General features: G+C 37.4%; 21 protein-coding genes. 9 read left to right on the forward strand and 12 right to left on the reverse strand.

Annotation, left to right across the window (positions count from 1 at the left end):
- Positions 1-111: 111 nt before the first annotated feature.
- Complete coding sequence (locus tag D1094_RS11440) at positions 112-3,522, reverse strand: PKD domain-containing protein (protein ID WP_118960240.1); 3,411 nt, start codon at positions 3,520-3,522, stop codon at positions 112-114.
- A 677-nt stretch (positions 3,523-4,199) separates the two neighbouring features.
- Between D1094_RS11440 and D1094_RS18645 the strand changes: the two genes are divergently transcribed.
- Positions 4,200-4,340, forward strand: coding sequence for a hypothetical protein (locus D1094_RS18645; RefSeq protein WP_182440167.1), 141 nt, complete (start codon positions 4,200-4,202; stop codon positions 4,338-4,340).
- Between the two features lie 80 nt (positions 4,341-4,420).
- Here the strand turns inward: D1094_RS18645 and D1094_RS11445 are convergent, their stop codons facing one another.
- Entirely contained in the window at positions 4,421-5,605 is a 1,185-nt protein-coding gene (locus D1094_RS11445) for an NAD(P)/FAD-dependent oxidoreductase (RefSeq protein WP_118960241.1), read from the reverse strand.
- Between the two features lie 206 nt (positions 5,606-5,811).
- Here D1094_RS11445 and D1094_RS18650 point away from each other — a divergent pair, with 206 nt between their 5' ends.
- Positions 5,812-6,522 carry a DUF4397 domain-containing protein gene (locus D1094_RS18650; RefSeq protein WP_182440168.1) on the forward strand — a complete coding sequence of 237 codons (711 nt, stop codon included), beginning with the start codon at positions 5,812-5,814 and terminating at the stop codon, positions 6,520-6,522.
- A 149-nt stretch (positions 6,523-6,671) separates the two neighbouring features.
- Here the strand turns inward: D1094_RS18650 and ftnA are convergent, their stop codons facing one another.
- From ftnA to D1094_RS11470, 4 genes are all read right to left on the reverse strand, one after another.
- The gene (gene ftnA / locus D1094_RS11455) at positions 6,672-7,196 is read right to left on the reverse strand and encodes a non-heme ferritin (RefSeq protein ID WP_118960243.1); all 525 of its coding nucleotides are present in this window, start codon (positions 7,194-7,196) and stop codon (positions 6,672-6,674) included.
- A 133-nt stretch (positions 7,197-7,329) separates the two neighbouring features.
- On the reverse strand, positions 7,330-7,803 hold the full coding sequence (locus tag D1094_RS11460) for a peroxiredoxin (protein WP_118960244.1): 474 nt from the start codon (positions 7,801-7,803) through the stop codon (positions 7,330-7,332).
- 218 nt (positions 7,804-8,021) lie between these two features.
- Positions 8,022-8,822, reverse strand: coding sequence for a class I SAM-dependent methyltransferase (locus D1094_RS11465; protein ID WP_118960245.1), 801 nt, complete (start codon positions 8,820-8,822; stop codon positions 8,022-8,024).
- Entirely contained in the window at positions 8,822-10,741 is a 1,920-nt protein-coding gene (locus D1094_RS11470; RefSeq protein ID WP_118960246.1) for a S9 family peptidase, read from the reverse strand. The genes D1094_RS11465 and D1094_RS11470 overlap by 1 nt, the downstream gene beginning before the upstream one ends.
- A gap of 150 nt (positions 10,742-10,891) precedes the next feature.
- Between D1094_RS11470 and D1094_RS11475 the strand changes: the two genes are divergently transcribed.
- From D1094_RS11475 to D1094_RS11485, 3 genes are all read left to right on the forward strand, one after another.
- Positions 10,892-11,554, forward strand: coding sequence for a single-stranded DNA-binding protein (locus tag D1094_RS11475; RefSeq protein WP_259337924.1), 663 nt, complete (start codon positions 10,892-10,894; stop codon positions 11,552-11,554).
- A 64-nt stretch (positions 11,555-11,618) separates the two neighbouring features.
- Positions 11,619-13,817 carry a hypothetical protein gene (locus tag D1094_RS11480; protein WP_118960247.1) on the forward strand — a complete coding sequence of 733 codons (2,199 nt, stop codon included), beginning with the start codon at positions 11,619-11,621 and terminating at the stop codon, positions 13,815-13,817.
- Positions 13,807-14,541 (forward strand): TVP38/TMEM64 family protein, encoded by a 735-nt coding sequence (locus tag D1094_RS11485; RefSeq protein WP_118960248.1) that lies wholly within the window; start codon positions 13,807-13,809, stop codon positions 14,539-14,541. Before D1094_RS11480 ends, D1094_RS11485 begins: the two co-directional genes overlap by 11 nt.
- A 15-nt stretch (positions 14,542-14,556) precedes the next feature.
- Here the strand turns inward: D1094_RS11485 and D1094_RS11490 are convergent, their stop codons facing one another.
- Positions 14,557-15,030, reverse strand: a complete 474-nt coding sequence (locus tag D1094_RS11490; protein ID WP_118960249.1) for an NYN domain-containing protein — start codon at positions 15,028-15,030, stop codon at positions 14,557-14,559.
- A gap of 134 nt (positions 15,031-15,164) precedes the next feature.
- On the opposite strand from D1094_RS11490, the gene plsB reads away from it, so the two are divergent.
- The 3 genes from plsB (at position 15,165) to D1094_RS11505 (ending at position 19,225) form a co-directional block, all read left to right on the forward strand.
- Positions 15,165-17,600 carry a glycerol-3-phosphate 1-O-acyltransferase PlsB gene (plsB, locus tag D1094_RS11495; RefSeq protein ID WP_118960415.1) on the forward strand — a complete coding sequence of 812 codons (2,436 nt, stop codon included), beginning with the start codon at positions 15,165-15,167 and terminating at the stop codon, positions 17,598-17,600.
- A 97-nt stretch (positions 17,601-17,697) separates the two neighbouring features.
- On the forward strand, positions 17,698-18,714 hold the full coding sequence (locus D1094_RS11500; protein WP_118960250.1) for a hypothetical protein: 1,017 nt from the start codon (positions 17,698-17,700) through the stop codon (positions 18,712-18,714).
- Between the two features lie 208 nt (positions 18,715-18,922).
- Entirely contained in the window at positions 18,923-19,225 is a 303-nt protein-coding gene (locus tag D1094_RS11505; protein WP_118960251.1) for a hypothetical protein, read from the forward strand.
- A 254-nt stretch (positions 19,226-19,479) separates the two neighbouring features.
- On the opposite strand, the gene D1094_RS11510 is transcribed toward D1094_RS11505, so the two are convergent.
- Positions 19,480-20,106 carry a phospholipid-binding protein MlaC gene (locus D1094_RS11510; protein WP_118960252.1) on the reverse strand — a complete coding sequence of 209 codons (627 nt, stop codon included), beginning with the start codon at positions 20,104-20,106 and terminating at the stop codon, positions 19,480-19,482.
- A gap of 202 nt (positions 20,107-20,308) precedes the next feature.
- A complete protein-coding gene (locus D1094_RS11515) occupies positions 20,309-20,893 on the reverse strand; it encodes a TetR/AcrR family transcriptional regulator (protein ID WP_118960253.1) in 585 nt (194 codons plus the stop codon).
- Positions 20,894-21,129: 236 nt separating this feature from the next.
- Between D1094_RS11515 and D1094_RS11520 the strand changes: the two genes are divergently transcribed.
- Positions 21,130-22,590 (forward strand): sensor domain-containing diguanylate cyclase, encoded by a 1,461-nt coding sequence (locus D1094_RS11520; RefSeq protein WP_118960254.1) that lies wholly within the window; start codon positions 21,130-21,132, stop codon positions 22,588-22,590.
- 129 nt (positions 22,591-22,719) lie between these two features.
- Here D1094_RS11520 and D1094_RS11525 read toward each other — a convergent pair whose 3' ends face one another.
- From D1094_RS11525 to D1094_RS11535, 3 genes are all read right to left on the reverse strand, one after another.
- The gene (locus D1094_RS11525; RefSeq protein ID WP_118960255.1) at positions 22,720-24,000 is read right to left on the reverse strand and encodes a TRAP transporter large permease subunit; all 1,281 of its coding nucleotides are present in this window, start codon (positions 23,998-24,000) and stop codon (positions 22,720-22,722) included.
- A 2-nt stretch (positions 24,001-24,002) separates the two neighbouring features.
- Entirely contained in the window at positions 24,003-24,530 is a 528-nt protein-coding gene (locus D1094_RS11530; RefSeq protein ID WP_118960256.1) for a TRAP transporter small permease subunit, read from the reverse strand.
- Between the two features lie 82 nt (positions 24,531-24,612).
- Positions 24,613-25,719, reverse strand: coding sequence for a TRAP transporter substrate-binding protein (locus D1094_RS11535; RefSeq protein WP_118960257.1), 1,107 nt, complete (start codon positions 25,717-25,719; stop codon positions 24,613-24,615).
- Positions 25,720-25,979 lie beyond the last annotated feature (260 nt).

A 25,979-nucleotide genomic window follows, 5' to 3' on the forward strand; every position in this document is an offset into this window, starting at 1 on the left:
TACGAAGTGCAGCTAAATCAAGCATTGAGCAAGGTTATTTAAACTGAACATAAAAAAATGGAGCCATTGGCTCCATTTTGTCTACGAAAGCTTAAGCATCTTTTGCTTTAGTTATCGACAACTTGCACTGTCATATTCAACTAAGATAGTGGCGCCTGTTGACCCACCAGATACTTTCAAATAAGACCAATAATCACTACCTGCGGTTAAAGACAGGCACGTTGATGTTGTACCATTACCTAATGCTTGACCGTCATTATTACTAGTGCTTGGCCAGCCACCATTTTTGTATAATACATCAACATTACCTTGGCCGTAGCCTGTCGTAATTTTCACTGTTTGGTGAGTAGAGGCTTCGCCTACACTTAACCAAATAGTGCTGCTATTACCTAAACATGCGGCAATACCGTCGGTTAAACGACCACCGGTAATAGGTGAATTATTCAAACAAGCATTTTCAAGTTGATCATCAACAGACACGATAGTGACTGAGGCTGAATCAGTATGTGATGCACCATCATTATCGGTAACCGTTAACGTGGCGGTGTAAACTCCTGGTGTTGTATAGGTATATACTGGGTTAGCGCTATTACTTTGAGCACCATCGCCAAAGTCCCAAAGATAGTTAGCAATAGTACCGTCAATATCTTTTGAACCTAAACTGCTAAAGTTTATAATATTGCCAATATTAACCTCATAGTCACCATTAGCATCAGCGACTGGAGCAACATTACCTGCATCAGCAATAGTCACCATGTAATCTTCAGCTTCACCATCGCCTAACGAACCACAGGCCGATGTTGGTGCGCCAGAGTACTTCATGAGAACACGCATACGTGTCGTTAAGCCAACGAGCGTATTATCAATAACTAGGTTACCTTCAACCGTTCCTTTACCTGAAATACCAGAGACTAATTGCTCTGAGCTTTCAAAACTGCCGTTACTGTTAGTATCTAACCACACTGCCCAATGCTCAGTATAATTACCGCCAGCCGTTAAGCTAATAGCATTATCACCTGTATTTAAAGGTAACGTGACATTTGTGAAGTCACCGTAGCCTTCTTTTGCACTCGCATTATCTACACCACCAGCGCTAACATTCGCAATCCATTCGTAACCAGTATTGCCTGTTACCGTACAGTAGTCATTAATGACTGGCGCAATCGATGCTGTTGTTGTGACGGTTGTTGAAGCGCCATCATTATCAGTTACCGTTAATGATACTGCGTAATCGTCTGCATTTTGATACACATGCGTTGGCGATGCTGAAGTACTAGTACTACCATCACCAAAAGACCAATTGTAGCTATCAATTGTTCCATCGTTATCGATTGTGCCAGTACTAGAAAAAGCAACAGACGAACCTTCAATGCCTGAATATGGACCATTAATATTAACTACTGGTGCTAAATTTTCAGCTGCAATAGTTACCACAGAAGAATCTGTTGCTTGGTTATTGTCATTGTCTGTCACCGTTAAAACTGCACTATAAGTCCCACTTGCCGTATACGTATGGCTTGGGTTAGCTTGAGTGCTAGTAGTACCGTCACCAAAGTCCCACAAATAACTCACAATGGTGCCATCAGCATCAACTGAACCAGCGCTGTTAAAGTCAATACTTTCATTAACTAACGCACTATAACCACCATTAGCTTCAGCTGTTGGTAAACCAATATCAACTGCACCTGCACGCTCATAGTACACTCTAAATGTTGCACCGCTGTAATCTAAAAACGGGTCAATAATAACGTTCACCGTACTACCACCAACATTGTTTCCTAAATCACAGTACTCACTTAAACGTGGTGCGCTAAATGGTGCACAATCTGAAACAGATGTTGTCGGAACAGAATCAACACTTACATACATGTCAGGATCACCTTGGTAACCACCAGGCATTACCGCAACAACACGTGACGCATCGCTTGGAATATCAAAAGAGAAACTCTTAATCACATCGCCTTTCGTCGCCGATAAGTTAGTTTCTTCTGCTAGAAAGACTCGTTCACAACCATTACATAATGTAGGATCATCAACTGACAATACCTCTAAAGTGGCATTTGAATAATCTGAAAAAGCATCAATAGTCGCAAAGTATGATTGCGTAGTAGAAGGTGAAGATAAGGTTACTAATTCTGGCGTACCTGCCGATTTAAACGAGATAAAGTCAGCGATCCATGTTTCACCACTTTTCGACGGGGCAACGCCTTTACTTACGTAAAGATCAGGGTCTTGGTTAAATCCTTTTAAGTAAACTGCACCTGCTTGAGTACCTGCTGGGAAACTAAATTCAAATGTATCAGTTTCACCTTTAGTTGCTGATAAATTAGTAAATTCTGCTAACACTTCGCCAGTCGGTGCAACATCTAATCCTGAACCATCCCAAGGGTGATCACCATTACTGGTATATTCTTCTAAACCAACGGCAATTAGGTTTTCATTACTCCATAATGTTTTACGCGCATCACCATGCAAAGCTGCAGTCATTCTTTTCACTTGCCCTTGCGTATACATGGCGTAGTTATCTGAATAGTGCATAAAGTTTTCTGTATTGGTTGGCTCACCTAAACAATTCAGCGCATTATTTTGTAGAATACTGCTACTCATTTGTGGTGTATCACAGTTGTTATCACCAGTAGATTCACAAAATGCCTCTTGATGAACTGAACAGACATCGCCATCAAAGGTATGTGGTAAATTTAACCAGTGACCGAATTCATGAGTTAATACCGAACGGAAGTTTTCACCTGTATTCGCCCCTAAATAATTACCGTTATATACCACACGAGACAAGCCCGCTTCTGACATACTCATTTGTGGATACCACGCAACACCTGAACTACCAGTATCACCATCGGCGTACAAATCACTCATCAAGTATATATTCATGTACTTGAAGTTATCCCAAGCATCAGCCGCAATCTCTGCATCATTACCAGAGCCGTTACCATAGCCTGATTTATTGGCATAGCGCACAATGCCGTTTGTAGGATTACCTTGAGGATCTTTTTTAGCCAGCACGAATTCTATATTTAAATTGTCGCGAATGGCTTCAAATTCAGCGGCAATAGGGCCATCTTGTGTATTGGTACCTAAAAAGTCTTCATTCGACTTATTTAAGGCATCAATTATTTTGTTTTCAGTTAAACAATAAGCGCTTTCATCTGAACAGTTATACTGATCGCCATACACATGAACGACAACAGGAATGTAATATCGACCTTCTACGCCATTACCATTTGCCGCAGCTTCAACTTGAGTTGTCGCTGCCTGTAATTGCGGTGCAACTTTTAGCATAGATTTAGTGAGCTTTTTCTTTAATTGAAGTTGGTTTTCAATTTGTAAAGCATCCCAATCTTGTTTGTTTTTATCTGTGCCACATACTTGCTTTTTATTGGCTAGTGTACTGACAGAGGCTTCTTTATTTTTAAAGATGGGATGTATATTACCCGCTAATGCTGCTGTACTTGAAACAGTTAACATAAGGGCCATTAGTGATGGAACTTTGTGCTGCAAAGGCATGAATTCTCTCCTATCATGTTTTGATAACATGTTTTGGGGTAACCAATAATGGCGAAAAGTATTCTAAGGCACATTACAGTTACACATTTATTATAATTTTTATTGTGAATTTAATGTAATAACCATTGCTAACATCTTGTTAAATATATAATTCCCTATAAAACAACACACTGCTCATATATTCACCAGTATATTTATACTACAAATACTATATATTGTATACATATTATTTATAGTATAAGCGTTAATGGGTTTACTTAATATAAAGTCACTGATGCAAATCACGGTAAAGAGGAAAACCAGTAATGAAGCATAAAATCTAAAAGCCTTATTAAACTCGAGTGAAAACCTTGTAACATTAACGTAATCATAAGTCGGTATATTATCTTAACGATGACGTAAAGTTATTTTCAGGCGCATGAAATGCAAGAATATTTATGCAATATTCGCTTTGTATCATAAAACACTATGGGCTATCTGATAATACGAGATATCTCAAAAATAAGTACACTTTTCCTATATCAACAACAGAAAAAGCATTGAAATAAAACTACATACAGACACAAAAAACGAATTAAAATGACGGTAAACTTGATTTTTATTCATTTGTGGCGTAAAAATACTACATAGCATTAATATTTTTGATGCTGATAAATAACTGAGCAGAGGTGAATACGATGGAAAATGATGACGTAATGATCAAAGACAGTAAATCTTTAGAGCCTACCCAGTACGATTACGACAATACTGGTTTACCACGCGATTTTGATATTCGCATTGAAGTTGCCGAGCAACGAGAAATCTTAGAACAAAACTAGAAAAGTAATAAGTGAAAAGTAAAAATATAAAGTCAATCAGCCTCAATGAATGAGGCTAACTTTTTCAAATAGAAGAACACCTAAACAACCTGACCACTGGCTACACCACTAGCCCAGCAAAATTGAAAATTATACCCCCCTAAAAACCCAGTGACATCAATTACTTCACCAATAAAAAACAAACCAGGCACTTGCTTACTTTCAAAAGTTTTTGAAGAAAGCTCATCAGTATTCACTCCACCTAAAGTCACTTCCGCTGTACGGTAACCTTCGGTTCCATTCGGCTTAATTTGCCAATGATGAATGTATGCACTGAGAGTATCAATTTCACTATGTGTTAATTGATTTATTGCTTTGTCAGCAATATGGCCTTCTTCGACTAATACCTCAATAAAACGTTTAGGTAGTAATGTCGCCATCTGGTTTTTCAATGACTTTTGCGCGCTGTTTTCACGCCACGTTGCAATAGTTTCTTTGAGGTTATGCTCGGGTAATAAGTTAATAATTATCGCTTGCCCTGCTTGCCAAAATGATGAAATTTGTAAAACTGCCGGCCCCGACAAACCACGATGGGTGAAAAGTATATTTTCTTTAAACATAACACCCGATTCACTACTGACTTCAGTAAGTAAGCTAATACCCGATAAGCCATCAAAGCGTTGTTTATCATGTTCGTGCAAGGTAAAAGGCACTAAGGCTGGACAAGTTGATACAACATCTAAGCCAAATTGCTCTGCAATTTTATAGCCTATTGGGCTAGCACCTAACTTCGGCATGGTTAAACCACCTGAAGCAACCACTAACGATTCACACTCATAGCTATCAGCACTAGTTTTAACCACAAACCCATGACTAGTTTTTTCAATGCTAAGTACTTCGGTTCTTAGTTGAACGGTAACGCCTGCCCACTCACATTCTGTTAGTAATATATCAACTAAATCTTGAGCACTATTGTCGCAAAAAAGTTGCCCTAATGTTTTGTGATGATATTCAAGGCCATGTCTGTCAACTAATTCAATGAAGTCTTCTGCTTTATAGCGACTCAACGAAGATTTTATAAAATGCGGGTTTTTGCAAATATAATGTTCAGGAGCCGCATTTTCGTTAGTAAAGTTACAACGACCCCCACCACTAATGAGTATTTTACGAGCGGGCTTTTTACCCATATCAAGCACAGTAACACTTCTGCCTCGATAGCCCGCATTAAATGCGCACATTAAACCCGCAGCACCTGCACCAATAATAACGACATCAGTTTTAATCACATTTATTCTCAATCATTTTACACCAAATACATTATAAGGATTAGCAGATAGAACAGCTAGCTATCTACGCTCTAATTAATGAAATAGCCCTCGAAAATAAAGAAATGCAAAGATTGTGTAAAGCTTCGAACTGTTTGATTCAGTAACGCTCTATTGCTTGTAAATCTCTGCTTTCAAGCAGTCTCTTATCAACAAATGGATTAAACATGAAAAAAATAACATTCAAAAGGCTCTTGCAAAAGAGCCTAAGCCTTTTAACAATTTTTACATTAATTGCGTGTGACTCGAGCAGTGAAAACAGTGGTACAGGATATATAAAGCTATATAACTTATCTGCCAATGCACCTAGCATCTACTTAACTGTCGATGAAGATTTAAATAGCACAGATGACGACCATTTCGAACAAAGCTACACAGGTGTTTCTTTTGCTCAAGCAAATAGTAACTATGAGTTAGAAGCGGGCGCTTATTGGTTTCAATTAGCTTGGCAAGATGATGACAGCACAGCATCAGATAATTTAACCGTCTTACATGAACATGAGCTAACCATTGCCAACGATACCATACAAATGATCGTACTCAGCGATAGTATTTTAACTCCACAGATAATGACCTATACCATACCAGTTATTGATGATGACAATGATGATACTGAGGAGTTATTTAATTTACGCGTATTGAATATGCATACTAACCAGCAAGAAGTTGATTTCTATCTATCCAAAGATAATGAAACCTTTAATGAAGCTCAATTAGTTGATGAGATACATTATCAAGAACTATCAGATAATCATAAGTTTGAACAAAGTGATTATATTTTTTATATCACTGAGCAAGGCAGTCGTGAAGTGCTATTTAAAACAAACAGTATTTCATTTACTTATAGCTCACAACAGTCACATGCTCAATATACGTAAAAAAATCAGCCGATTATCAAGAGAAGAATATATTAAAACTGTACGAGGAAAGGGGTATATATTATTACAGTAAAGTGAATTGAACAAAAAGTAAAATAGCTTTCCTAAGTGATTAACTTAGGAAAGCTACTCACATCTACATCACGTTATTATGCAGATTCTGTCATGATACTGGTGTTACCACCTTTTGCCATTTCAGCTAAATCTTTATCAACAAAGAATAACGCATGGCCATCATTACCAACCAAATTAATTTTATCTAAAATACCTTTGAATAGTGTTTCTTCTTCATGTTGTTCAGAAACATACCACTGTAAAAAGTTAAATGTTGAGTAGTCTTGATTCGTGAATGCATGATGCGCTAACTCATTGATTTGTTCTGTTATCAAACATTCGTGTTCATAAGTTAATTCAAATAATTTACCTAAAGATTCAAACTCATGAGGCGGCGCATCAATTGCACCAATAATAGGCAATGCGCCTGTTTCACTAACATAAGTGAATAAGCGATTCATATGAGCCATTTCTTCAATAGCATGTTGGCGTAAAAATTCTGCAGCACCTGAAAAACCATGCTCTTCACACCAAGCACTCATTTGAAGATATAAATTTGAAGAGTAAAACTCTAAGTTAAGTTGCTGGTTTAACTTATCAACCATTTCTGCTTTTAGCATAACATCGCCTCAATATAAGAATATAACAAGATCTTGCCTTGTTAGTTACCTCGATACAAGCAAAAAGTTGTATCAATATTTATTTGTTAAAGTGACTGAGAAGCATTGCTACTAGCAGCCAAAACAAACACGATTACAAGTTCTCAAGTATCACTTCGGCCTTACTTACCTCAAAAGATTTTGGTGCTTCTACATGCAAGCTAGTCACAGTGCCGTTATCAATAATCATGGCGTAACGCTGAGAACGGATACCACCAAAGCCTGCAGTATCCATCGATAACCCTAACGCTTTAGTATAACTACCATCACCATCTGCTAGCATGGTGATGTTTTCTGCATTTTGCGACTCTCCCCACGCTTGCATCACAAACGCGTCATTCACAGACAAACAAATAATTTCATCAACGCCTTTTGCTTTAAGTTCATCAGCAGAAACAACATACCCAGGCAAATGTGCTGCTGAACATGTTGGCGTGAATGCCCCCGGCACGGCAAATAAAACCACTTTTTTGTTGGCGAATAGTTCATTAGTTTGATGAGTAATCATTTCACCATTACGTAATTGTTGCAGCTCGCCTTGCGGCATTTCATTGTGTTGTTGAATCATAAAAAACTCCCTTATCTGTTATTGAATTTAGTGTAACTAATTGCTCATCACTTTTGCATAATAAACATAGTATAAAAATGTAATGCTCATACAAGCTGGTCACAGCCAATTAAAATCACTAGAAAGATGAATTCAGAGGTGAAAGCTGAAAGTATCAACACGGTCTAATCATTGTTACTCACTTACTTTAGACCGATTATGGCTGGATTATAAACTCGCTATGTCTTGGGAATAGCTTGATTTACATAAACATCAAAACGGTTTTTCTTCATTTTGATACTCATGGTTGGCTTTTTATCAGCCAGCGGTGATGCATAATTGGGACGTTTTACCACAACACGATATTTCGCTAACGCTAATGCTGGTGCCAATAACCCATCGGCATCTAAATCTTCCCCAACTAACGACTGAAAAATACGCATTTCTTTTTTAACAGCCGCAGACTTTTCACGATGTGGGTACATGGGATCTAAGTAAACCACATCTGGTTGATTCGCTAATGACATATCGTTAATTGATGAGGCATGAATTAACTGCATATTTTCAGCAATATCTGCTATTTCATGATTTAATTTTGCTCGCTCAATACCGTCACCAAGTAAGGCTGCCACCACAGGCATACGCTCCATCAGTGTTAATTGACACCCTAAGCTGGCCAAAACAAAAGCATCACCACCTAACCCAGCGGTTGCATCTAACACATGCGGCGTAAAACCATGTTTTAAACCCACAGCTTTAGCAATATCTTGACCTCTCCCGCCACCGAATTTTCGTCGATGGGCTGAAGCGCCTTCAACTAAATCAACCTTTATCGCTCCTAACTTAGGTTCATCAAGCTTGCGAAGCTCTAGCACACCATGGTTAACTTGTAATAAAAATGATAATTGTGGTTGTTTAACTACCGATGCAGCATCGCCAATATAAGCAAACTGCCATTTTTTGGCAATTTGCTTAGCTTGATCACTATCGACAGAATCTAGGTATGCGACTGCGATTTTATCTAATGAAAATGGATTCATTAACTTCCTATATGCTTATCTAAAAAAGACAATATTCTTTGATTTAACTCCAGAATATTATCTTCATTATAAAAGCCATGACCTTCTTTGTCTTTGACTAACCATTCAAAAGGATAGTTATTTGCCTCTAAAGAGTCTTTTAGCGCTAACGCATGTTCATAATGTGCTCTGTTATCATCTTCACCATGAACAATAAATACTGCGGCCTTTAACTTATCAACATTATGTACTGGTGATTGTGCTTTTTGAGCAGCAACATCAGTTCCTAAGGTTTTATCTAAATAGGCATCACCCCATTTTAAGGTTTTGATATCGCCTTCATTATAAAGCATAGGTAAATCGTACACGCCCACATAACCGATAGTACATTTGAATAAGTCAGGTTTTCTAATCGCACTTTGCAAAGCACTGTAACCACCAAAACTAGCACCAAAAATACACATTCTTTTTTTATCACTAATACCTTGCTGTACAGCATAATTAGTTGCCAAAATGATGTCGTCTTGAATTTTGGTTCCCCAAACGCCATAACCTGCGTGTTCAAAACTTTTACCGTAACCAGTAGAGCCTCTAAAATTAACCTGTATAACCGCGTAACCCGCATTAGCTAGCATTTGAACTTGCGGATGATATCCCCAGTAATCTCTTGCATGCGGGCCGCCATGTGGCAACACAACCGTTGGCAGGTTCTTTGACTTTCCTTTAGGTAACGTCATGTATCCATTAAGGATAAAACCGTCTTTTGATTTAATTCTAAACGGCTCCGTAACCGCCATTTCACTCGCTTTAATCCATGGACGTGCATTAAATATATGCTTTGTCTTCATCGTTTTAGTGTTAAGCATATAAAAGGAGCCAGGGTTTCTATCGCTACTTACATGAACAATGACCTGCTCGCCATCATCAGTTTTACTCGTTATAACGACATTGTCACCCTTAAATGCATGATATAAAGCTTTGTGTAGCTTTGCATCTCTAACTGTTTCGTCAATATAAATATACTTGGGGTAGTCTTCATCAATACGTACCCCATAAACTTCATTTAAATCTGATTTAATTGTATGAGTTGGATCGGCTATTTCACTTTGATATAACAAGGTTTCCTTATGTGTTTTTAAGTCGTATTTATATAGCCCTTGTGTCTTACCTTGCTCACTTTTAAGTGCATAAATATTGTTATTATCTTTGCCAAAAGAGATAGGTTTAAAGTCACCTGAAATATCTTTACCAAAGGATTGCCATGGTTCCCCTTTACCTTCAGAGTAAAATAGCTTGGTATTATAATTTTTATCCATGCCTGTAGCAAAACGTGGCTGGCCATTTCCGTCAATTAAAAAGTTGCTATATGGCATAGGCGCTCTTTTAACTTCCCTCTCTTTGCCTGTGTATATATTTAACTTAACAATGCTAGACAGTGCGTCTGAGTTTCTTGAAAGCAAGCGCTTATGTATGAGTACATGCTTTGGATCATTTTCTAATTTATCAATTAAAAAACCCGCATCGCCTGAAAGTACTATCCCTTCTTTAGAGCGATAGCCAAATATCATTCGCTTTTTACTACCATCATAATTTATTCCATAAATTTCTCCCATATTAATGGGCTTTTCTAATGATCCTCGCCTCTGTTCAACTTGAATCACTACTCTCTCATTATTCGCCCAGTAATATGAGGCTGGCTGATTTTTACTATTCGCATTAAGTGAGTAGGTGACTTTGTATGTATCTGTCTCTAAAAAAACTAAACTTCTCACGCCATCATTAGTAACAAGTGCAGCTAAGTGTTTTCCATCTGGTGATATTTTTACGTTATGGTATTGAGCATGGCGCGAAAAATCTTCCACGCTAGCTGAATAAGCAGTAGATATATTTGTTAGACTAAATGTGATAAATAAACACATTAGCATAAAAGTTTTCAACATTTTTCTTCCTTGTGCAGATTAAGTGGTAGGTGTAACAATTTGTGTCTACTCTATCTTTTTTTTCATAAAGAATAAAGGCTTGCAGCTTATCTACAGGAAAGAGATAATACGTTAAATTCACCCGTAGCCAGTTATTAAAGGAGTCTATTTGTGAAAAATATCTCTGCAGCTTCTCCCCATATGTGCGCGGTAACATTGCTAGGCAACTTAGTAGCAAAACCCGATATTCGTTACCGAACTAATCCTGTGGTTGCTATCACTGAAATTACGTTAGCAACGCACAGTAAATGGCTAGACAAGAAAACCAACCAATATAAAGAGTGGACGAGTTTTCATCATGTGAAAGTTGAAGGTCAACTCGTCGAACAAGCGCTTTTGCATGCGAATAAAGGCGATATCATTTTAATTCATGGTTATTTAAATAACATTAAAACAAAGTCAGAAATTTCTGAGCATCCCCCAATAGTGCATGCTAATTTCATTCAAGGTTTTAAAAAAGGTTATACCGAATCTATTAATCAAATTCATTGCAGCGCTAAATTGATAACACCGCCGCAGAAAGTACTAACAGAGCACAATAAAATCTTTTGTTCTGCTAACATAGTGATTGATCAGCAAATTTATTCTCCCGAGAAACAAGATTGGATAATGATTAAAGTTGAACGTCCTATTCATGCGTGGGGTAAGCAGGCACAGTACTTTGCAGATCATGCTCAACTTAATCAAGAGCTTATGGTGGAAGGAAAATTAAGCTACGCGAGTAACAAATCACAATTTATTGAGGTTAACAAGCTACACTTATTTAACATTTAACTTTTTCTCTATAGTATATAGGTATAGGTGAGACCTATTTTTTAGAGATGGATGACTAAATTACATGAACGTAGCACTAACCCCCCTTTTTATCACAAGGTTTAAAGCCCTAAAATTAGTAGCATTGTTTACTACGGCTTTATTTTCGTTATTCACGCCGCTAAGTACCTTAAGTAATGACTTTTCCCTACACCACTTTAGTCAAGCAGAAACTCAAGAAACATGGCGACAAGTGGTTAGTCACCCTAGTCGTGATAATTTTTTTTATATTAGTAACGCTAAAAATCAACTCTTAACGTTCAATGCCGATAATAGCCAGCTCTCTACTAAATTACTGCTTGATATTAACAACACTCAACAACTTACCGCGGCAATAAGCCAAAAGAAAAAACTCACCGCATATACATTGCATCCAAACTTCGCATTAAAAGAACAGGTTGGCTTTGCTACTTTTTATACTGCTCATACAGAAAATGTAAACAAACTCAGCAAAACACAAAGATTATACGATGGAAAATCAAAAAAAAGTGTTTATAAGGAAGATGCTGTAATTACAGAGTGGCAACTCAATTTGACCAATTTAACGCAAGTAAACATCAACAGCCAACGTGAAATTCTCCGCATAAATATCCCTAAAAATCACTCGGGTATACATCAACTAACCTTTAGCCCTTTTATTAAACCTTGGAATGACAATTTTGGTCTACTATACATAGCATTAAATGCTGCAAACATAGCTGAGCCTAGCTCTCTATATACTGGCGTAGTATTACGCATTAACCCGACCAAACTGGGCGGGCGAAGCTTTAGTGTTCCTTCAAATAATCCATTTATCAGTAACAGTTCTATTCACGATGCTATTTTTCTTCTGGGTGCGCAGCAGATTAAACAAATCATTTGGCCTGATAAAAACACTGAAAAGTTACTTATTTCTCATCATTATCAACCGCAGCAATTAACAGATGCCTACTCAAGTTCATCACAGTGGTTATCATATGCTCGGGGCGGTGAAGACTGGCGCGCTAAAATACCTAAACAAGCCCTTTTTAAAAATGAACATCAAGATATTAAACATATAGTAGTCTACCAAGGAAAAAACGTTCCTAGTCTTAGAGGTAAGTTAACCGTATTACTTAACACGCCCGAACAGTGGCAAATAGCCTCTTTACCTAACCTATTATCAGGCGTTATTACCGAGCCATTATCAGAGCCGATTATTGAATGGGAAATCACTCACCAAGCAGCAGCAAATGAGACCGTCTCTTTAATTACCAACAGCCAAGATGAAATAACGTTTATTAATCATGAAACGGGTCAGTTTTTTCAATTATTACAGCATAATGTCGCGAGTACTGAACAGCCTTCATCAAACACTAACGGGGTAATTTTCTTTATTATATTGCTAGCCTTATTTGGCACAGCTGTTTGGTTTTATTATAGGAATGTTATTTTAAAGAAAAATTCTGTCAAAGCCCTGGTGCATAGCCAATTCGCAAAAATCACCCTAGATAAAAGTAAGCAATATTTACAACTATTTAAACGCCATGAAAAAGTCTGTGAAAAGTCTATCGCGCTTAATCACTTAAAAACATGCCAAGTATTTTTAGGTGATAACTGCATTGTTCATATTAGCCGTATGCCCATGCAAGGTTTTTCAAATAGCAATGAAACAGATGTTAGAGAGCTCTTTAAAAGAGAGCATACCGAGAAAATGATTGATCATCGTGTTAGGCGCATTTGCGTTTTACTAACCGATATTGAAGATGAGCAATACACAGTTTGCCTATATTTACGTAAAGGCAATGATCGCATCACCAAAAAAAGTTATTTCCAAGTTATTGATGAGTTAATGGATTGGTGTTGGCTTATTGCCAACGCTATTGCCAGCAATAAAACAGGCGTTCGAGATGAAAGGCAAGCCATGACTGAAGAAGAAATAGCTCTTTCTCAGCATAAAGCCCATGATGCAACCCCATTACATAAACAAGCCGCTGCCATAAGACCTGCAACACATACTGAGCAATTTGAACTTGAGCATTCGACAAGCCTGAGCGAGCAAGATAAAATAACCCCTGCACCTATTGAAAAGCCAACAACGGTGAACAATCAACCAAATAACGAATCAAGTAATGCGGCGGTTGATGCCGAATTAGTGAATGCATTAGAAAAACTAGTCACACTGCAAAAACAAGGTTTTTTAAACCCTGAAGAATTTAACAAAGCCAAAGAAAAATTATTGAAAGACTTAATTAATGAGCGATGAAAAAGCAAAACACTCCTTAGCAAACATCATTTTAGCGTTCACAATAATAAGCGGTTTAATTGGTTTAATCTGGTACTTTGTATCTGTGCCAGAGGTTAATTTAACTAACATAACAATCTCAATCGTTGATAGCTTACAATGGCACCAAGGTGAAAGTCAGTTAACTCAGGCGTTTACTTTGTTAGTTTTTTTAGCCGTTGCCACAAGCTGTGCTTTACCTCGACAAATAGCCGCACTTGTTGCTGGCATTAATTTAGGTGCCGCATTAGGCGCATTTGTTGCGACATTAGCAGCCGCAATTGGTTGTTGTATTACCTTTAGCATCGCGCGCTATTTTTTTAGTGATAAAATCAAGGCAAAGTACCCCGAAAAACTCGCTAAGTTAAGTAAATTTTTAGGGGAAGATACCTTTCTAAAAACTATTGTTATACGTTTACTACCTTTAGGCAGTAACTTCCTCACGAATATTGTTGCCGGAGTTAGCAATATTTCTATGAAATCTTACGTGAGTGCATCCTTTCTCGGCTTTATTCCTCAAATGGCTATCTTTGCTTTAGCAGGTAGTGGCATAAGGCTTGGAGCAAAAAATGAAATGTATGCCAGCGTTGGCTTATTTGTTATTGCTTCATGCATTACCGCGTACTTATATAAAAAACACCAGGCAAGCAAACAAGCTTTCATTGATGAATCATGCCCTACTCCAGCCTTAAAGCCATCAAAATAACCTTTGTTACAATGATTACAACAATAATGAAGAGTCAATTGGGTGAAACTTATCTGCAACGTTAATCAGCGAATTAGCCGTTAATTTTTCAACACCATAAACATGTGTTTGTACTTGATACTTTGCTTTAATTTTTGCCAGTAATAAATCGAAATCACCATCGCCTGACAACAAAATAACGGTATCAACATCAGCTGCGTGTTCAAGCACATCAATGGTTATTCCTACATCCCAATCACCTTTAGCTGAGCCATCACTTCGCTGTATAAAAGGCTTAAGCTTTATCTCAAAACCAATATGTTTAAGCGCTTTTTGAAATTTATGTTGCTGATCATCATTTCGTGCAATCGCGTAAGCATTAGCAACAACAATATCTCCTTGTGCCATAATTTCCTGCCAAAACATACGATAATTAAATGGCCGCTGAAATGCATCACGCGTGGTGTAATAAATATTTTGCACATCAACGAAGATAGCTATCTTTCTCAAAAGTCACCTTTTTTGTAGTATTTCAATATCAATGCAGTTTGCTACTTCTTTAGTGCTAAGCCAAGACAATTTTGCTAATTAGTGCTAAAATTCGTCCTTTGAAATTATTTTTGGATAACACCGAGCAAATTCTTATGCTGGCTTTACGTTCATTCTTTTATTTATTACTTAAACTCCCGGTACGATTATTAGTGCGTTGCAAAATAGTTGCCGATACCAAAGTACCTGATAACAAATCTGGTCAACCCATTTTTTATGTGGTTCGCCATCAATCAGCCAGTGATTTATTAGCGCTGCAAAGTGCATGTAAACAGCAGAATTTACCCGATCCATTAGACACAATAGAAATTAATGGTAAGTCATTCGCTCGCACTTTATGTTTGTCAAAACCTACTCCGTTGTTTCCTTGGATGAAAAAGCGTAAAACGGCTGCCCTAAATCAAGGGTTAGACTTATTAAGTCAACACGCCTTAGATGAAAAACTTGATGCGCAATTAATTCCTGCCAATCTCATTTGGGGCAGAATGCCAAGTAAAGAAAAAAACAATGCCACAGTAGGAACATTGCTAGCAGATCAAGAATCACCCAATTGGTTACGTAAGTTTTTTATCGTCCTTTTCTTAGGAAGAGATTCACTGGTGCGTTTTAGCGAAGCTTTATCGTTTAGAGATATATCTGATAACCATGGAAATGATCAAAAAGCGGCACGTAAACTACTGCGTGTTGCCCGCTTTCACTTTTACCGTCAAGATATTGCAGTTCGAGGTCCTCGCCTAGTACATCGTCAGCAAATGTTTACTGCACTATTTGCCAACCCGTCAGTTAAACGTATCATCACTGATGAAGCAAAAAGCAAAAAGATTTCAGAAGAAAAAGTGAAGAAACAAGCGCAAAAAATCATGGATGAAATTGCGGGAGATTACAGCTTTTCTTGGATCAGATTAGGTGAACGCATATTACATTGGCTATGGGGTCGTTTATATAGCGATATTAAAGTAAGCAATGGCAAAGTGCTTCGCGAATTAGCTCAAGATGGCCATGAAATTATTTATGTCCCTTGTCATAGAAGCCACATGGATTACCTATTACTTTCTTATGTTATTTTACAAGAAGGCGTAATGATGCCACGCATCGCTGCTGGTATTAACTTAAGCTTCTGGCCTGCTGGCCCAATTTTCAGAAAAGGTGGGGCATTCTTTATTCGTCGTAGCTTTGGTGGCAATCGCTTATATTCAACAATTTTTAGAGAGTATCTGGGGTTATTATTTGAAAAAGGCTACTCTGTTAAATATTACACCGAAGGGGGTAGAAGCAGAACAGGACGTATTCTAGAGCCTAAAACAGGCATGCTAGCCATGACCATTCAAAGCCTACTACGTGGTATTGACCGACCATTAACATTAGTACCTGTTTATTTAGGCTATGAGCATGTAATGGAAGTAGGCACATACCACAAAGAATTAAGTGGTAGCCAAAAGAAAAATGAGTCTGTTTTAGGGGTATTAAAAGCCATCAAAAACTTACGTAACTACGGAAATGGTTATGTAAACTTCGGCCAACCAATGAACGTTAATGAATTCTTAAATGAACATGTACCTCACTGGAAAGATGCCATAGATCCTATTGAGCCACAAAAACCAAGCTGGTTAACTCCTACTGTTAATGTATTAGCACACGAGGTAATGACCAACATTAACAAAAGTGCCGCTATTAATGGTGTCGCTTTAGTCGCCCTTATTTTACACGCGAGTGAAAACAAAGCGCTTGCTAAAACCGAACTAGAAACACAAATTGATTTCTTCTTAAATATACAACGAAATGCACCCTACAGTGACTTGCTGACCATACCTGACGAAACAGGTGCAGATATTGTTGCTCATGTTATTTCATTAAAGAAAGTCATTGTAAGTGAAGACAGTTTCGGCAGCATTATTTCGCTAACTGATACCGCAAGCTTAGAAATGCGTTATTATCGCAACAACATTCTTCATACCTATATTGTACCGGCACTGGTTTGTCGATTACTGCAAAAACACAACAAAATCAATGAAGAGCAGCTTATTGAAAATGTTCAGAGTATAGTGGCTGTTCTTAAAGATGACTTATTCTTATGTCAAAATACTGAGCAAGTCGCGAGTCAAACTAAGCAAGTATTAAGTAGCTTACAAACTGATGACATTGCCAAACAAACTAAAGCAGGCTTTTGGTCATTAACAGAAGAGCCAGCGAAACTTACTAGCGTTCATGTGTTGGCAGAGTGTGTTGATGAGTGTTTACAACGACTTGCGATTATCACCTCACTAAGTACACGTTTAGCACCAATAAGCCGACGTGAACTTGAAGAAAAGGTTGTCGCCATCGCCAAGCGCTTGTCAGTATTAAATAATATTAATGCCCCCGAGTTCGTTGATAAAAAAGCACAAGCAACCCTTATTGCCAGCATGCGTGAACATGGCTACTTAGACATGGATGACGATGGTTTAATCGTTGTAAGTAAAACCATGCCTGCTATTAAGGCAACCATTATCAATTTAGTCGATATTGAAGTACTACAAAGCATCGCTAGATAATCATATAAAAAGCACTTTTGTTGGGAACCAAAAGTGCTTTTTCTTGTCTATTTAACATCTATTAATAAACAATGATTACTGCATCGTTAAGGCAATTGTGCAAAAAGGAATTTATACAGAACTGCCCATCGATAGTGATACGCTAACGTTAGGGGATTTGCAGCTAGATATTAAGGCACTCAAACATCAAAGCAACATCGCTTTTGATACTTTCACAGCTTCAATAACTACGGGTACAGAGCAGACTCTACCCACTATCTACAATTTTTCTGACGTTATCATTAGCGACATACCAAAACTAATTATTGGCAAAGAGAAGATCAACAGCGGCACGCCTCCTGCTATTAGCACCCCCACTAAAAAGCAAATAATTGTATTTTTTACCTCAATACTGGCACATATACTCTTGGTTATTGCTTTATGGTTTGCAGCAAAAGATTCCGCCATCAGTAAAACTAAATTTATGCAGTCATTGCCTGAAGTAAAAACCATAAAAAGTTATTTATATGCTAAACCTGTTGTAAAAAAACCTAAAACTATAACTACCATTCAGGCACCTGAGATAACACAAGCAAAAGATCTAGAAAAAGCCGAACCGACACAAAAACCTATAATGGCAAAACCCACTATAAAAAAAGCAGTAGCTGCTGAAGCTGAAACTCACATTGAAACAGCAGTGAACAAAATTGAAAATGCTTCTACTAATCAAACATCAAAAGAAAAGACGCCCACACCCACTAAACAGCGTACTTTCTCTGCTTACGGGCAACTATCAAAGCTACGTGACTCGATAAACAAGAGTATAATGCAAAAGGAGATAGATGATAAAAATGGCACACGAACACTATCAGGAATGACACCAAACCCTTTTCCTGTTCCTCATTCCACAATTCAGCTTACACCAGAACAAATAAAAGAAAAAAACACCAGTAATTTTGGTGGAGGAACCATCACTAAAGTGGGCGATGGTTTATGCACGATTGAAAGAGAGCAAATGTTAGGAAGCCCGATTGAAGCCTCGGTATCAGCTTTTGCGTGTGGCGAAAGTGACTTTGACAAAAGCTTTCGAGCACATATGCAAAAGGTCAACAAAAAAATTAACCCCGTGAACTAGGGGCTGTTTTTACCGAATCTAACAAGCAGTTAAATGCGAGAAGCGGATATTACATCGATAATATTTATCAAAATTTACCTTTGGGCTACAACTGAGCCTTCTCAGTAACAACCTAATTTTTGTTAAAAGTTAACTTTTATGGTTTCTAATGCTTTGAAGTTGTGAGATATTACTGAAAAGTCTCCGAAATAAGCTGTTAGGTTTACACATGAATCTGAAAATTAAGCGAATATTCTCATTATTATTTATTGTTTTAGCTAGTGGTTGCACTACTTATAGCACTGAAGATTATGCAGAGTCAGATGCTACCAAGAAAAAATCTTTATGTGTAAATATGGAGCCAGCTCAGGAGATGAAGTGCAAAGAACAAGAAGATAGCTTATACATCGGGTTAGGTGCAGACGAAAATTGCAATCATCCTTATGAGTATGAGCGAAACAGATGTAAAAGCGAACAAGAAAAGAAACTCAAAACATTAAACGAATCTCTTAAAAAACATACAGGTAAATAATACGGTTATAGCAAGCCAAATAAGAGGATAAAAACCGCTGATTTTAAGCCCTCTCCGCTTATGTTAACCAACTAATTTTTACCTCATAATTAGACGTAAACAGCACAAGGCAGTGTCCCGATTGCCATAAAACCCCACAGAGGCGGTCTGTTCTTACATTTCACAGACCAAGTCAGTTATCCGATAAGTTCAAGCTCATTACTTAGCCTCAGCAGAATTCTTAAGCAAAGATAAACACGTGCTAAACCAAGAGCTTATTTTGTTAACACAGCTAACTCTAGCGTTACTTGCTCAACGCCTTGCTTCGCAATTTTATGACTTAACTCAGCTTGTTTACTGCTTAATAATGAAATGCCTTCTACGACCATATCAAACGCCTTCCATTGACCTGTTTTTTTGTTCTGACGCATTTTAAAAATCACATCAATTGTTGGCGCATTCAAATCAACAATTTGTGTTTTAACTGAAACTATCTTTTTTCCTTTAGTTGGCTTATCTGCTTCGAAAATCACTTGTTGATTGTTATATTTCATTAACGCGGTAGCATATGTTCTCACTAAATAACGGCGCATTGCTTCTGAAAATTCAGCACGCTGCTCTTTGGTTGTTTTTTTAAGGTGTTTACCCAATATTTTGTATGAAGCATAGCGATAATCAATAGCGGGCATAAGCTCTTCTTCAACAATATCGCGCATTAAGAGCGGAAATTTCTTAATTTCTTTTTGGTTAGCTGCAATACGGTTAAATAAATTATTGCCCACCTCTTTTAATACTAAATAAGGCGAGCTTTCATGCTGGGTACTATTGCTAGCCTGTATCTGAAAAGACAAAAGAGAAAGTGAAACCAGCATAACAGATAATAAGTTAAGCAATGTACGCATATTTTATGCTCCTAAGTAGTATTAACATCAATCAAGCCAACAAACCGATCGGTCGGTTTATTAGTGAGGCGAATATTACCACCGACCGAACGGTTTGTGAATATTTTTATAAAAACACTTAAGAAAAATTTATACTGAAAGTATCTGACTCATAGCTAAATTATAGTGCTTAGTTTTTAAAAAGGAGGGGATAAGCTGAAATCTATTTTTTTAGTGAGCGAATATATCGACACAGTTCAGAGGTAACTTTTTGAAAAAGTTCTTTATTTCTTGAGCTTTTACTTAAACTCGTTGAGCCATGAAAAGCTGAAACAATAAAATATGCTACCTGATCTAACTCAAGCTCAGGGCGAAGTGATGCTTCAATTTTACTTAAGCTATCAACAATAAGTTGATTAAGTTTTTCTTGCATAGCCAGAATTCTCAGGCGAAAGCCTTCATCAACATTGGCCATTTCTTCGCATAAATTATTTAATGGGCAACCACATACTACCTCACTACAATTCATGTTATTACACATTGCAGTGAAGAATTCACACAAGCCCTCGATTGGATCTTTTTGCGCTAAAGCAGGCTGCCACGTATTTAAAAAAGTAGGAACATAAATTTCTTCAAATACGGCATAACCCAGTTCAATTTTGCTAGAGAAGTGATAATACAAGGCACCTTTTGAAATAGCGCAACGTTCAAGAATAACTGACAAACTGGTGGCTTTATAACCATGCTGGTGTATTTCATCAGCAGCTACATCTAAAATATTTTGGCGGGTTTTCTCTGCGTCACTCATGATATGAACTCGTTACAACAACTGTCATATAAATAATAACCAACCGTTTGGTATGTTGCAAGCACACAAAGCTTTCTAAAACCAATGCCTGTATTCAAACGTTAAGCTTCTTTCTACAGAGTTTCTTTTATCCTGTTCTTCTTATTTTTTATTGCTCACTTTTAATGCATTAACAAGGATAAAACCCGCGCTATAGACTACGCTTTATATGTATTAACGCTTATCAAGGTAAGGAAATGAAGCAAGATTATTCCAGCTCTGACACAATGAAAATGCTCAATGCAATTTTAGATGTGCCTAAAGAGCTACACGGGAAAGGTTATTTACTAAAAATCGCCCGTAATATTTGGGATATTTGTCAGTTTGAGTATGTCATTATGGGGCATGCTGTTGGTAAAGAAAATGAAAAAGTTAGAACATTAGTTGCCTTAATTCATGGCGAATTAGTTGATAATTTCACATACAACCTAGCGCATACGCCTTGTGAAAATGTATTTTCAGGCCAACGTGTTTGCATTTATAAGAACAACGTAGCTGAACTTTTTCCTGACGACCCAATGTTAATCAACATGAAAGTTGAGAGTTATATAGGAGCCCCCACCATTGTTAACGGGCAGCTATATGGTCTGATTGCTTTATTAGATGCTAACCCAATCATTAATGAATCGTATTTTCATGCTTTTATTGAGTTTATCGCTTCTCGTACTTCTATTGAGTTGGAACGCTATATCAACCAAAAAGAAATGGAAACACTCACTAAACGCGCAAAGCTCGATTCTTTAACAGGTATTTTTAACCGGAGTGAATTTGATAAATCAGCGAATGATTTATTACAACGCTACGCACACGCGAACTATGCCATTATTTTTATCGACGGAGATAATTTCAAAGAAATAAACGACAATTACGGTCATCAAAAAGGGGATGAAGTTCTTTGCATGTTAGCTGAAAAATTACAGCTATCCATGAGGCAAGGCGACATTCTCGCACGATATGGCGGTGAAGAGTTTATTGCTATTCTAGCGAATGTTAATGTCGCTATTACTGAGGAAGTTACCGCTAGAATACATGAGAATATTGCTGGTAATAACGTTTACCCTGTTACCGTGAGTATTGGTGTCTCTATTGGTAAACCTAGCGAACCACTGAGTAACGTAATAAAGCGTGCCGATACAGCCATGTATCAAGCCAAAAGTAATGGAAAGAACCAAACATGTTTGATTAATGAAGAACAAAAGTTAGCCTATAGCAGCGATAGAGTAAATCCTAAAAAATTTATGCCATACGGGCGTATAGAAATCACTTTAATTGATCAACATATTGTATTTTATCGTGCTGAGGGACCTTTTAATCAAGAGCTTATGGCTGCAATATCAGAAATGGAAAGTATCGCCCTTGCTGATTTTCATACCGCGGATAGGCAGTGGGTTGAAGTCGTCTTATTTAGAAACAGCTGTGCAGCTGAGCCTGCCTTTCTTGCTGCGCTATCTAGTTATATCAAGCATATATCAAAAAACAATATTGCTCCTTTAGCGAATGCTTTTATTATTCCAAACAACATTGAAGGAGCCATCAACATGCCCAAATTATACGCACAATGCTTTGCAGATTCTGAAATTGATTTCAAAGTGTTTCATCAGGAAATTGATGCTTTAGAATGGGCTAACGCCGTTTATAATAATCGTACAACTCAATAACTCGAATTCAGTTCAATGAATGATGCCCTATCAACCATTGTACTAACTTTAATGTAAATCACACCGATATTGATAGTTTTGCTAAAAATCTGATCTAACAAAACTATCATCACCGTATATTAATCTTACCTAATTCAATATCAACTGTTCAGGGAAGAAAATCACTAATAACAGCACCAGTATTTGCATGATAATAAACGGAATAACCCCTTTGTAAATTGTACTAGTCTTTAAATACTTAGGGGCAACGCCTTTCAAGTAGAACAAGCTAAAGCCGAAAGGCGGCGTTAAAAAGGAGGTTTGTAAGTTCATTGAAATAAGAATAGCAAACCAGACTAAATTTATGTCTAACGCAATAGCTACTGGCATTAAAATTGGCACCACTAAAAACGCTATTTCAATAAAGTCGATAAAAAAGCCTAAAATTAAAATTGCGAGCATCGCTAAAGCAATAAACGTCCATTTTCCACCGGGTAGCTCCATAAAGAAATCTTCAATAATATATTCACTACCTGAGTAACTAAAAACCATTGAAAATGCTGTAGCACCAATAAGTACGGCAAACACCATTGATGTTACTTTTACCGTTTCTTTTGAAATTTCATTTATTTTTCCAAAAGAAAAAGTACCATAAAAAATAGATAATATGACCGCGCCTACTGCGCCAATAGCTGAAGATTCTGTTGGTGTCGCAATACCAGAAAAAATAGAACCTAACACCGTTAGAATCAAAATTAACGGCGGTACAATATCTTTCAGTGCTTGAACAATCAGTTCACTTTTCTTTTCGTTGACCTGAATGGGAGGACAATATTCAGGCTTAAATTTACCCAACAGGAGAATATAAAGACTGTATACCACAATAAGTAATGCCCCTGGAATAACCGCAGCACGAAATAAATCGCCAACTGGCACCCCCATAACATCACCAAGAATGATTAAAATAATAGAAGGTGGAATTATCTGCCCTAAAGTACCCGACGCACAGATAACACCTGTTGCCGTTGGTTGGTGGTAATTATTCTTAAGCATTACTGGCAGCGAGATAACCCCCATCGCAACAACGCTTGCGCCAACAACCCCAGTTGATGCTGCCAATAAAGCGCCAACCACGATAGTGGAAATAGCGACCCCGCCTGCAATACTGCCAAATAACTTAGCGGCAGATTCTAGTAACCGCTCAGCCAAGCCTGTTTTTTGCAAAACAATCCCCATAAAAATGAACATTGGCACTGCCATTAATATAGTATTTTCCATGATGCTCATTATGCGATATGGCATAAAAGCAAATAAATCAACACCTAAAACATAAATTCCCACAAGCAGTGATACACCTGCAAAGGTGAAAGCAACGGAATACCCTAAAAATAGGCAAACTAATGCAATCGCAAACAGTACAATTCCAGTCATGATTAGCCTCCCTGCTCTTCAGTCTTTGCCTTATAACCCAACTGTAAGGTTTTTATTTGCGTTAACACGACATAAGCAATAGACAGCACCAAAAATGCTGACGAGGCAGGAATAACACTACGTACAACCCAACGGTGCGGTAAACCACCTGGGTCTGCACTACCCTCACCCATATTGTAGGCTTCTAAGGTATAATCCCAACTGTAATAAAAAATAAGTAAGGTAATTGGCAATGCGAATACTAATGAACCAAAAATATTAATAATGGCTTGTTTTCGTTTAGACATTGCATCGTAAAATATATCAACCCTAACGTGGGCATCTTCCTTTAACGTATAAGCAATACCAAACATAAACATACCTGCAAATAAGTGCCACTCAAGCTCTTGCATGGCAATACTCACATCATTAAAAAAGTAGCGCATGATGACATCGTAAAATACATTCACAATCATCAATAGCAGTAAAATACTGCATAACGTGCCAATGGCATCAATAGTTTTACCGATTAGTTTAATGGTGGCATCCATGTATAGGTACATCTCTAGTTTATAAAAATAAAAAAGCACTTAGCCTAATAGGCTAAATGCTTTCTCAATAATAAAGTACTACTTACTTAGTTGAAAGCTTTCCTTCACCATCAAAGCTATCTAAGTATGCGCGATCTGATAAGTTTGTCCAAGCACGCGCCTTTTTCTGATAATCACTTAATGACTTTAAAATTTCCGCAGTCATCTCATCTTTAGCAGCAAACTCTTTTAATAAATCTTGATTGGTTTTCCAAATAACATTCATCACTGATTTAGGAAATGAGCGCATTTTAACATTCGGGTAATCTTGCTCCAACGTTGCTAAATTCATAGCACTTTCATGATATGACTGTGCATACATATCATAAGCAGCGGTTTTCATGGCAACCGTAAGAATCTTCTGTAAATCTTTAGGTAATGCGTTATAAGCTTTTTCGTTCACCATAAACTGTAATTCAGCTGCAGGCTCATGCCACCCTGTATAGTAATATGGCGCTATTTTATGAAAGCCCATACGTAAATCAAGAGATGGGCCAACCCACTCTAAAGCGTCAATGGTGTTTCTTTCTAGTGCCGTATATAACTCACCTGAAGGAATATTCGTTGGCTTAGCACCCAAACGCGCTAATACTTCACCAGCAAAACCAGGAATACGCATTTTTAACCCTTTAAAGTCTTCAACACTGTTAATTTCTTTTTTAAACCAACCACCCATTTGGTTGCCGGTGTTTCCACCAGGGAAAGATAAAATGCCGTACTGATCATAAACCTTTTTCATTAACTCCATGCCACCACCATAATAGAACCAAGCATATTGCTCAGGTGCAGTCATGCCAAAAGGTGTTGTGGTGAAAAATAAGGTATTGAAGTTTTTGCCTTTCCAGTAATAAGAACCAGAATGACCCATTTGATATTGGCCCGTTTTGACAAAATCAAAAATGCCCAACGGTGATTTATGCTTATTTGAAGAATCTATACGAATTATAAAGCGCCCGTTTGACATTTCCTTAACCATGTTCGCCATATTTTTGGTCGCTTCACCAAAAATAGGAAAATTAGGGCCCCAGGTTTCAGCTAACTTCCAGCGTACTTTTTTACTGCTATCAGCATTTGCTAAGCCAACAAACCCTAAAGCAGAAATACCAAGCGACAGCACAATGGCCGCTTTTAATAAGATTGATTTCTTCATTCCATCTTCCCTTTTGTTGTTCACGTTGTTTTATCGTTATTTTTCTTGTCTGGCAATACCTTAAAGTAGCGCCAAAAAATTAACAAGAGCAATAAGCAGAACAAAAAAAGCTAGGCTATCAGAAAATATTTTTCTAATGGCGGCGTAGTTCTCAATAATAAAAGGTGTACTTACTAGGTAGAGTGAGGCGTTAAACTAGATAAGAGGATTAAAAAACACAAAAATTTTAGTAAAAAAAGATGTAATATCAATATAAGCTT

The organism is Colwellia sp. RSH04 (genome assembly GCF_003545765.1).
Lineage (GTDB): Bacteria > Pseudomonadota > Gammaproteobacteria > Enterobacterales > Alteromonadaceae > Colwellia.

What these genes read in the sequence shown, in the direction of transcription:
- D1094_RS11440 (WP_118960240.1), bottom strand. Translation starts at nt 3,522, where the DNA reads ATGCCTTTGCAGCACAAAGTTCCATCACTAATGGCCCTTATGTTAACT.
- D1094_RS11535 (WP_118960257.1), bottom strand. Translation starts at nt 25,719, where the DNA reads ATGAAGAAATCAATCTTATTAAAAGCGGCCATTGTGCTGTCGCTTGGT.
- D1094_RS11465 (WP_118960245.1), bottom strand. Translation starts at nt 8,822, where the DNA reads ATGAATCCATTTTCATTAGATAAAATCGCAGTCGCATACCTAGATTCT.
- D1094_RS18650 (WP_182440168.1), top strand. Translation starts at nt 5,812, where the DNA reads ATGAAAAAAATAACATTCAAAAGGCTCTTGCAAAAGAGCCTAAGCCTT.
- D1094_RS11470 (WP_118960246.1), bottom strand. Translation starts at nt 10,741, where the DNA reads ATGTTGAAAACTTTTATGCTAATGTGTTTATTTATCACATTTAGTCTA.
- D1094_RS11485 (WP_118960248.1), top strand. Translation starts at nt 13,807, where the DNA reads ATGAGCGATGAAAAAGCAAAACACTCCTTAGCAAACATCATTTTAGCG.
- D1094_RS11525 (WP_118960255.1), bottom strand. Translation starts at nt 24,000, where the DNA reads ATGACTGGAATTGTACTGTTTGCGATTGCATTAGTTTGCCTATTTTTA.
- D1094_RS11530 (WP_118960256.1), bottom strand. Translation starts at nt 24,530, where the DNA reads ATGGATGCCACCATTAAACTAATCGGTAAAACTATTGATGCCATTGGC.
- D1094_RS11480 (WP_118960247.1), top strand. Translation starts at nt 11,619, where the DNA reads ATGAACGTAGCACTAACCCCCCTTTTTATCACAAGGTTTAAAGCCCTA.
- D1094_RS11520 (WP_118960254.1), top strand. Translation starts at nt 21,130, where the DNA reads ATGAAGCAAGATTATTCCAGCTCTGACACAATGAAAATGCTCAATGCA.
- plsB (WP_118960415.1), top strand. Translation starts at nt 15,165, where the DNA reads ATGCTGGCTTTACGTTCATTCTTTTATTTATTACTTAAACTCCCGGTA.
- D1094_RS18645 (WP_182440167.1), top strand. Translation starts at nt 4,200, where the DNA reads ATGGAAAATGATGACGTAATGATCAAAGACAGTAAATCTTTAGAGCCT.
- D1094_RS11510 (WP_118960252.1), bottom strand. Translation starts at nt 20,106, where the DNA reads ATGCGTACATTGCTTAACTTATTATCTGTTATGCTGGTTTCACTTTCT.
- ftnA (WP_118960243.1), bottom strand. Translation starts at nt 7,196, where the DNA reads ATGCTAAAAGCAGAAATGGTTGATAAGTTAAACCAGCAACTTAACTTA.
- D1094_RS11505 (WP_118960251.1), top strand. Translation starts at nt 18,923, where the DNA reads ATGAATCTGAAAATTAAGCGAATATTCTCATTATTATTTATTGTTTTA.
- D1094_RS11515 (WP_118960253.1), bottom strand. Translation starts at nt 20,893, where the DNA reads ATGAGTGACGCAGAGAAAACCCGCCAAAATATTTTAGATGTAGCTGCT.
- D1094_RS11460 (WP_118960244.1), bottom strand. Translation starts at nt 7,803, where the DNA reads ATGATTCAACAACACAATGAAATGCCGCAAGGCGAGCTGCAACAATTA.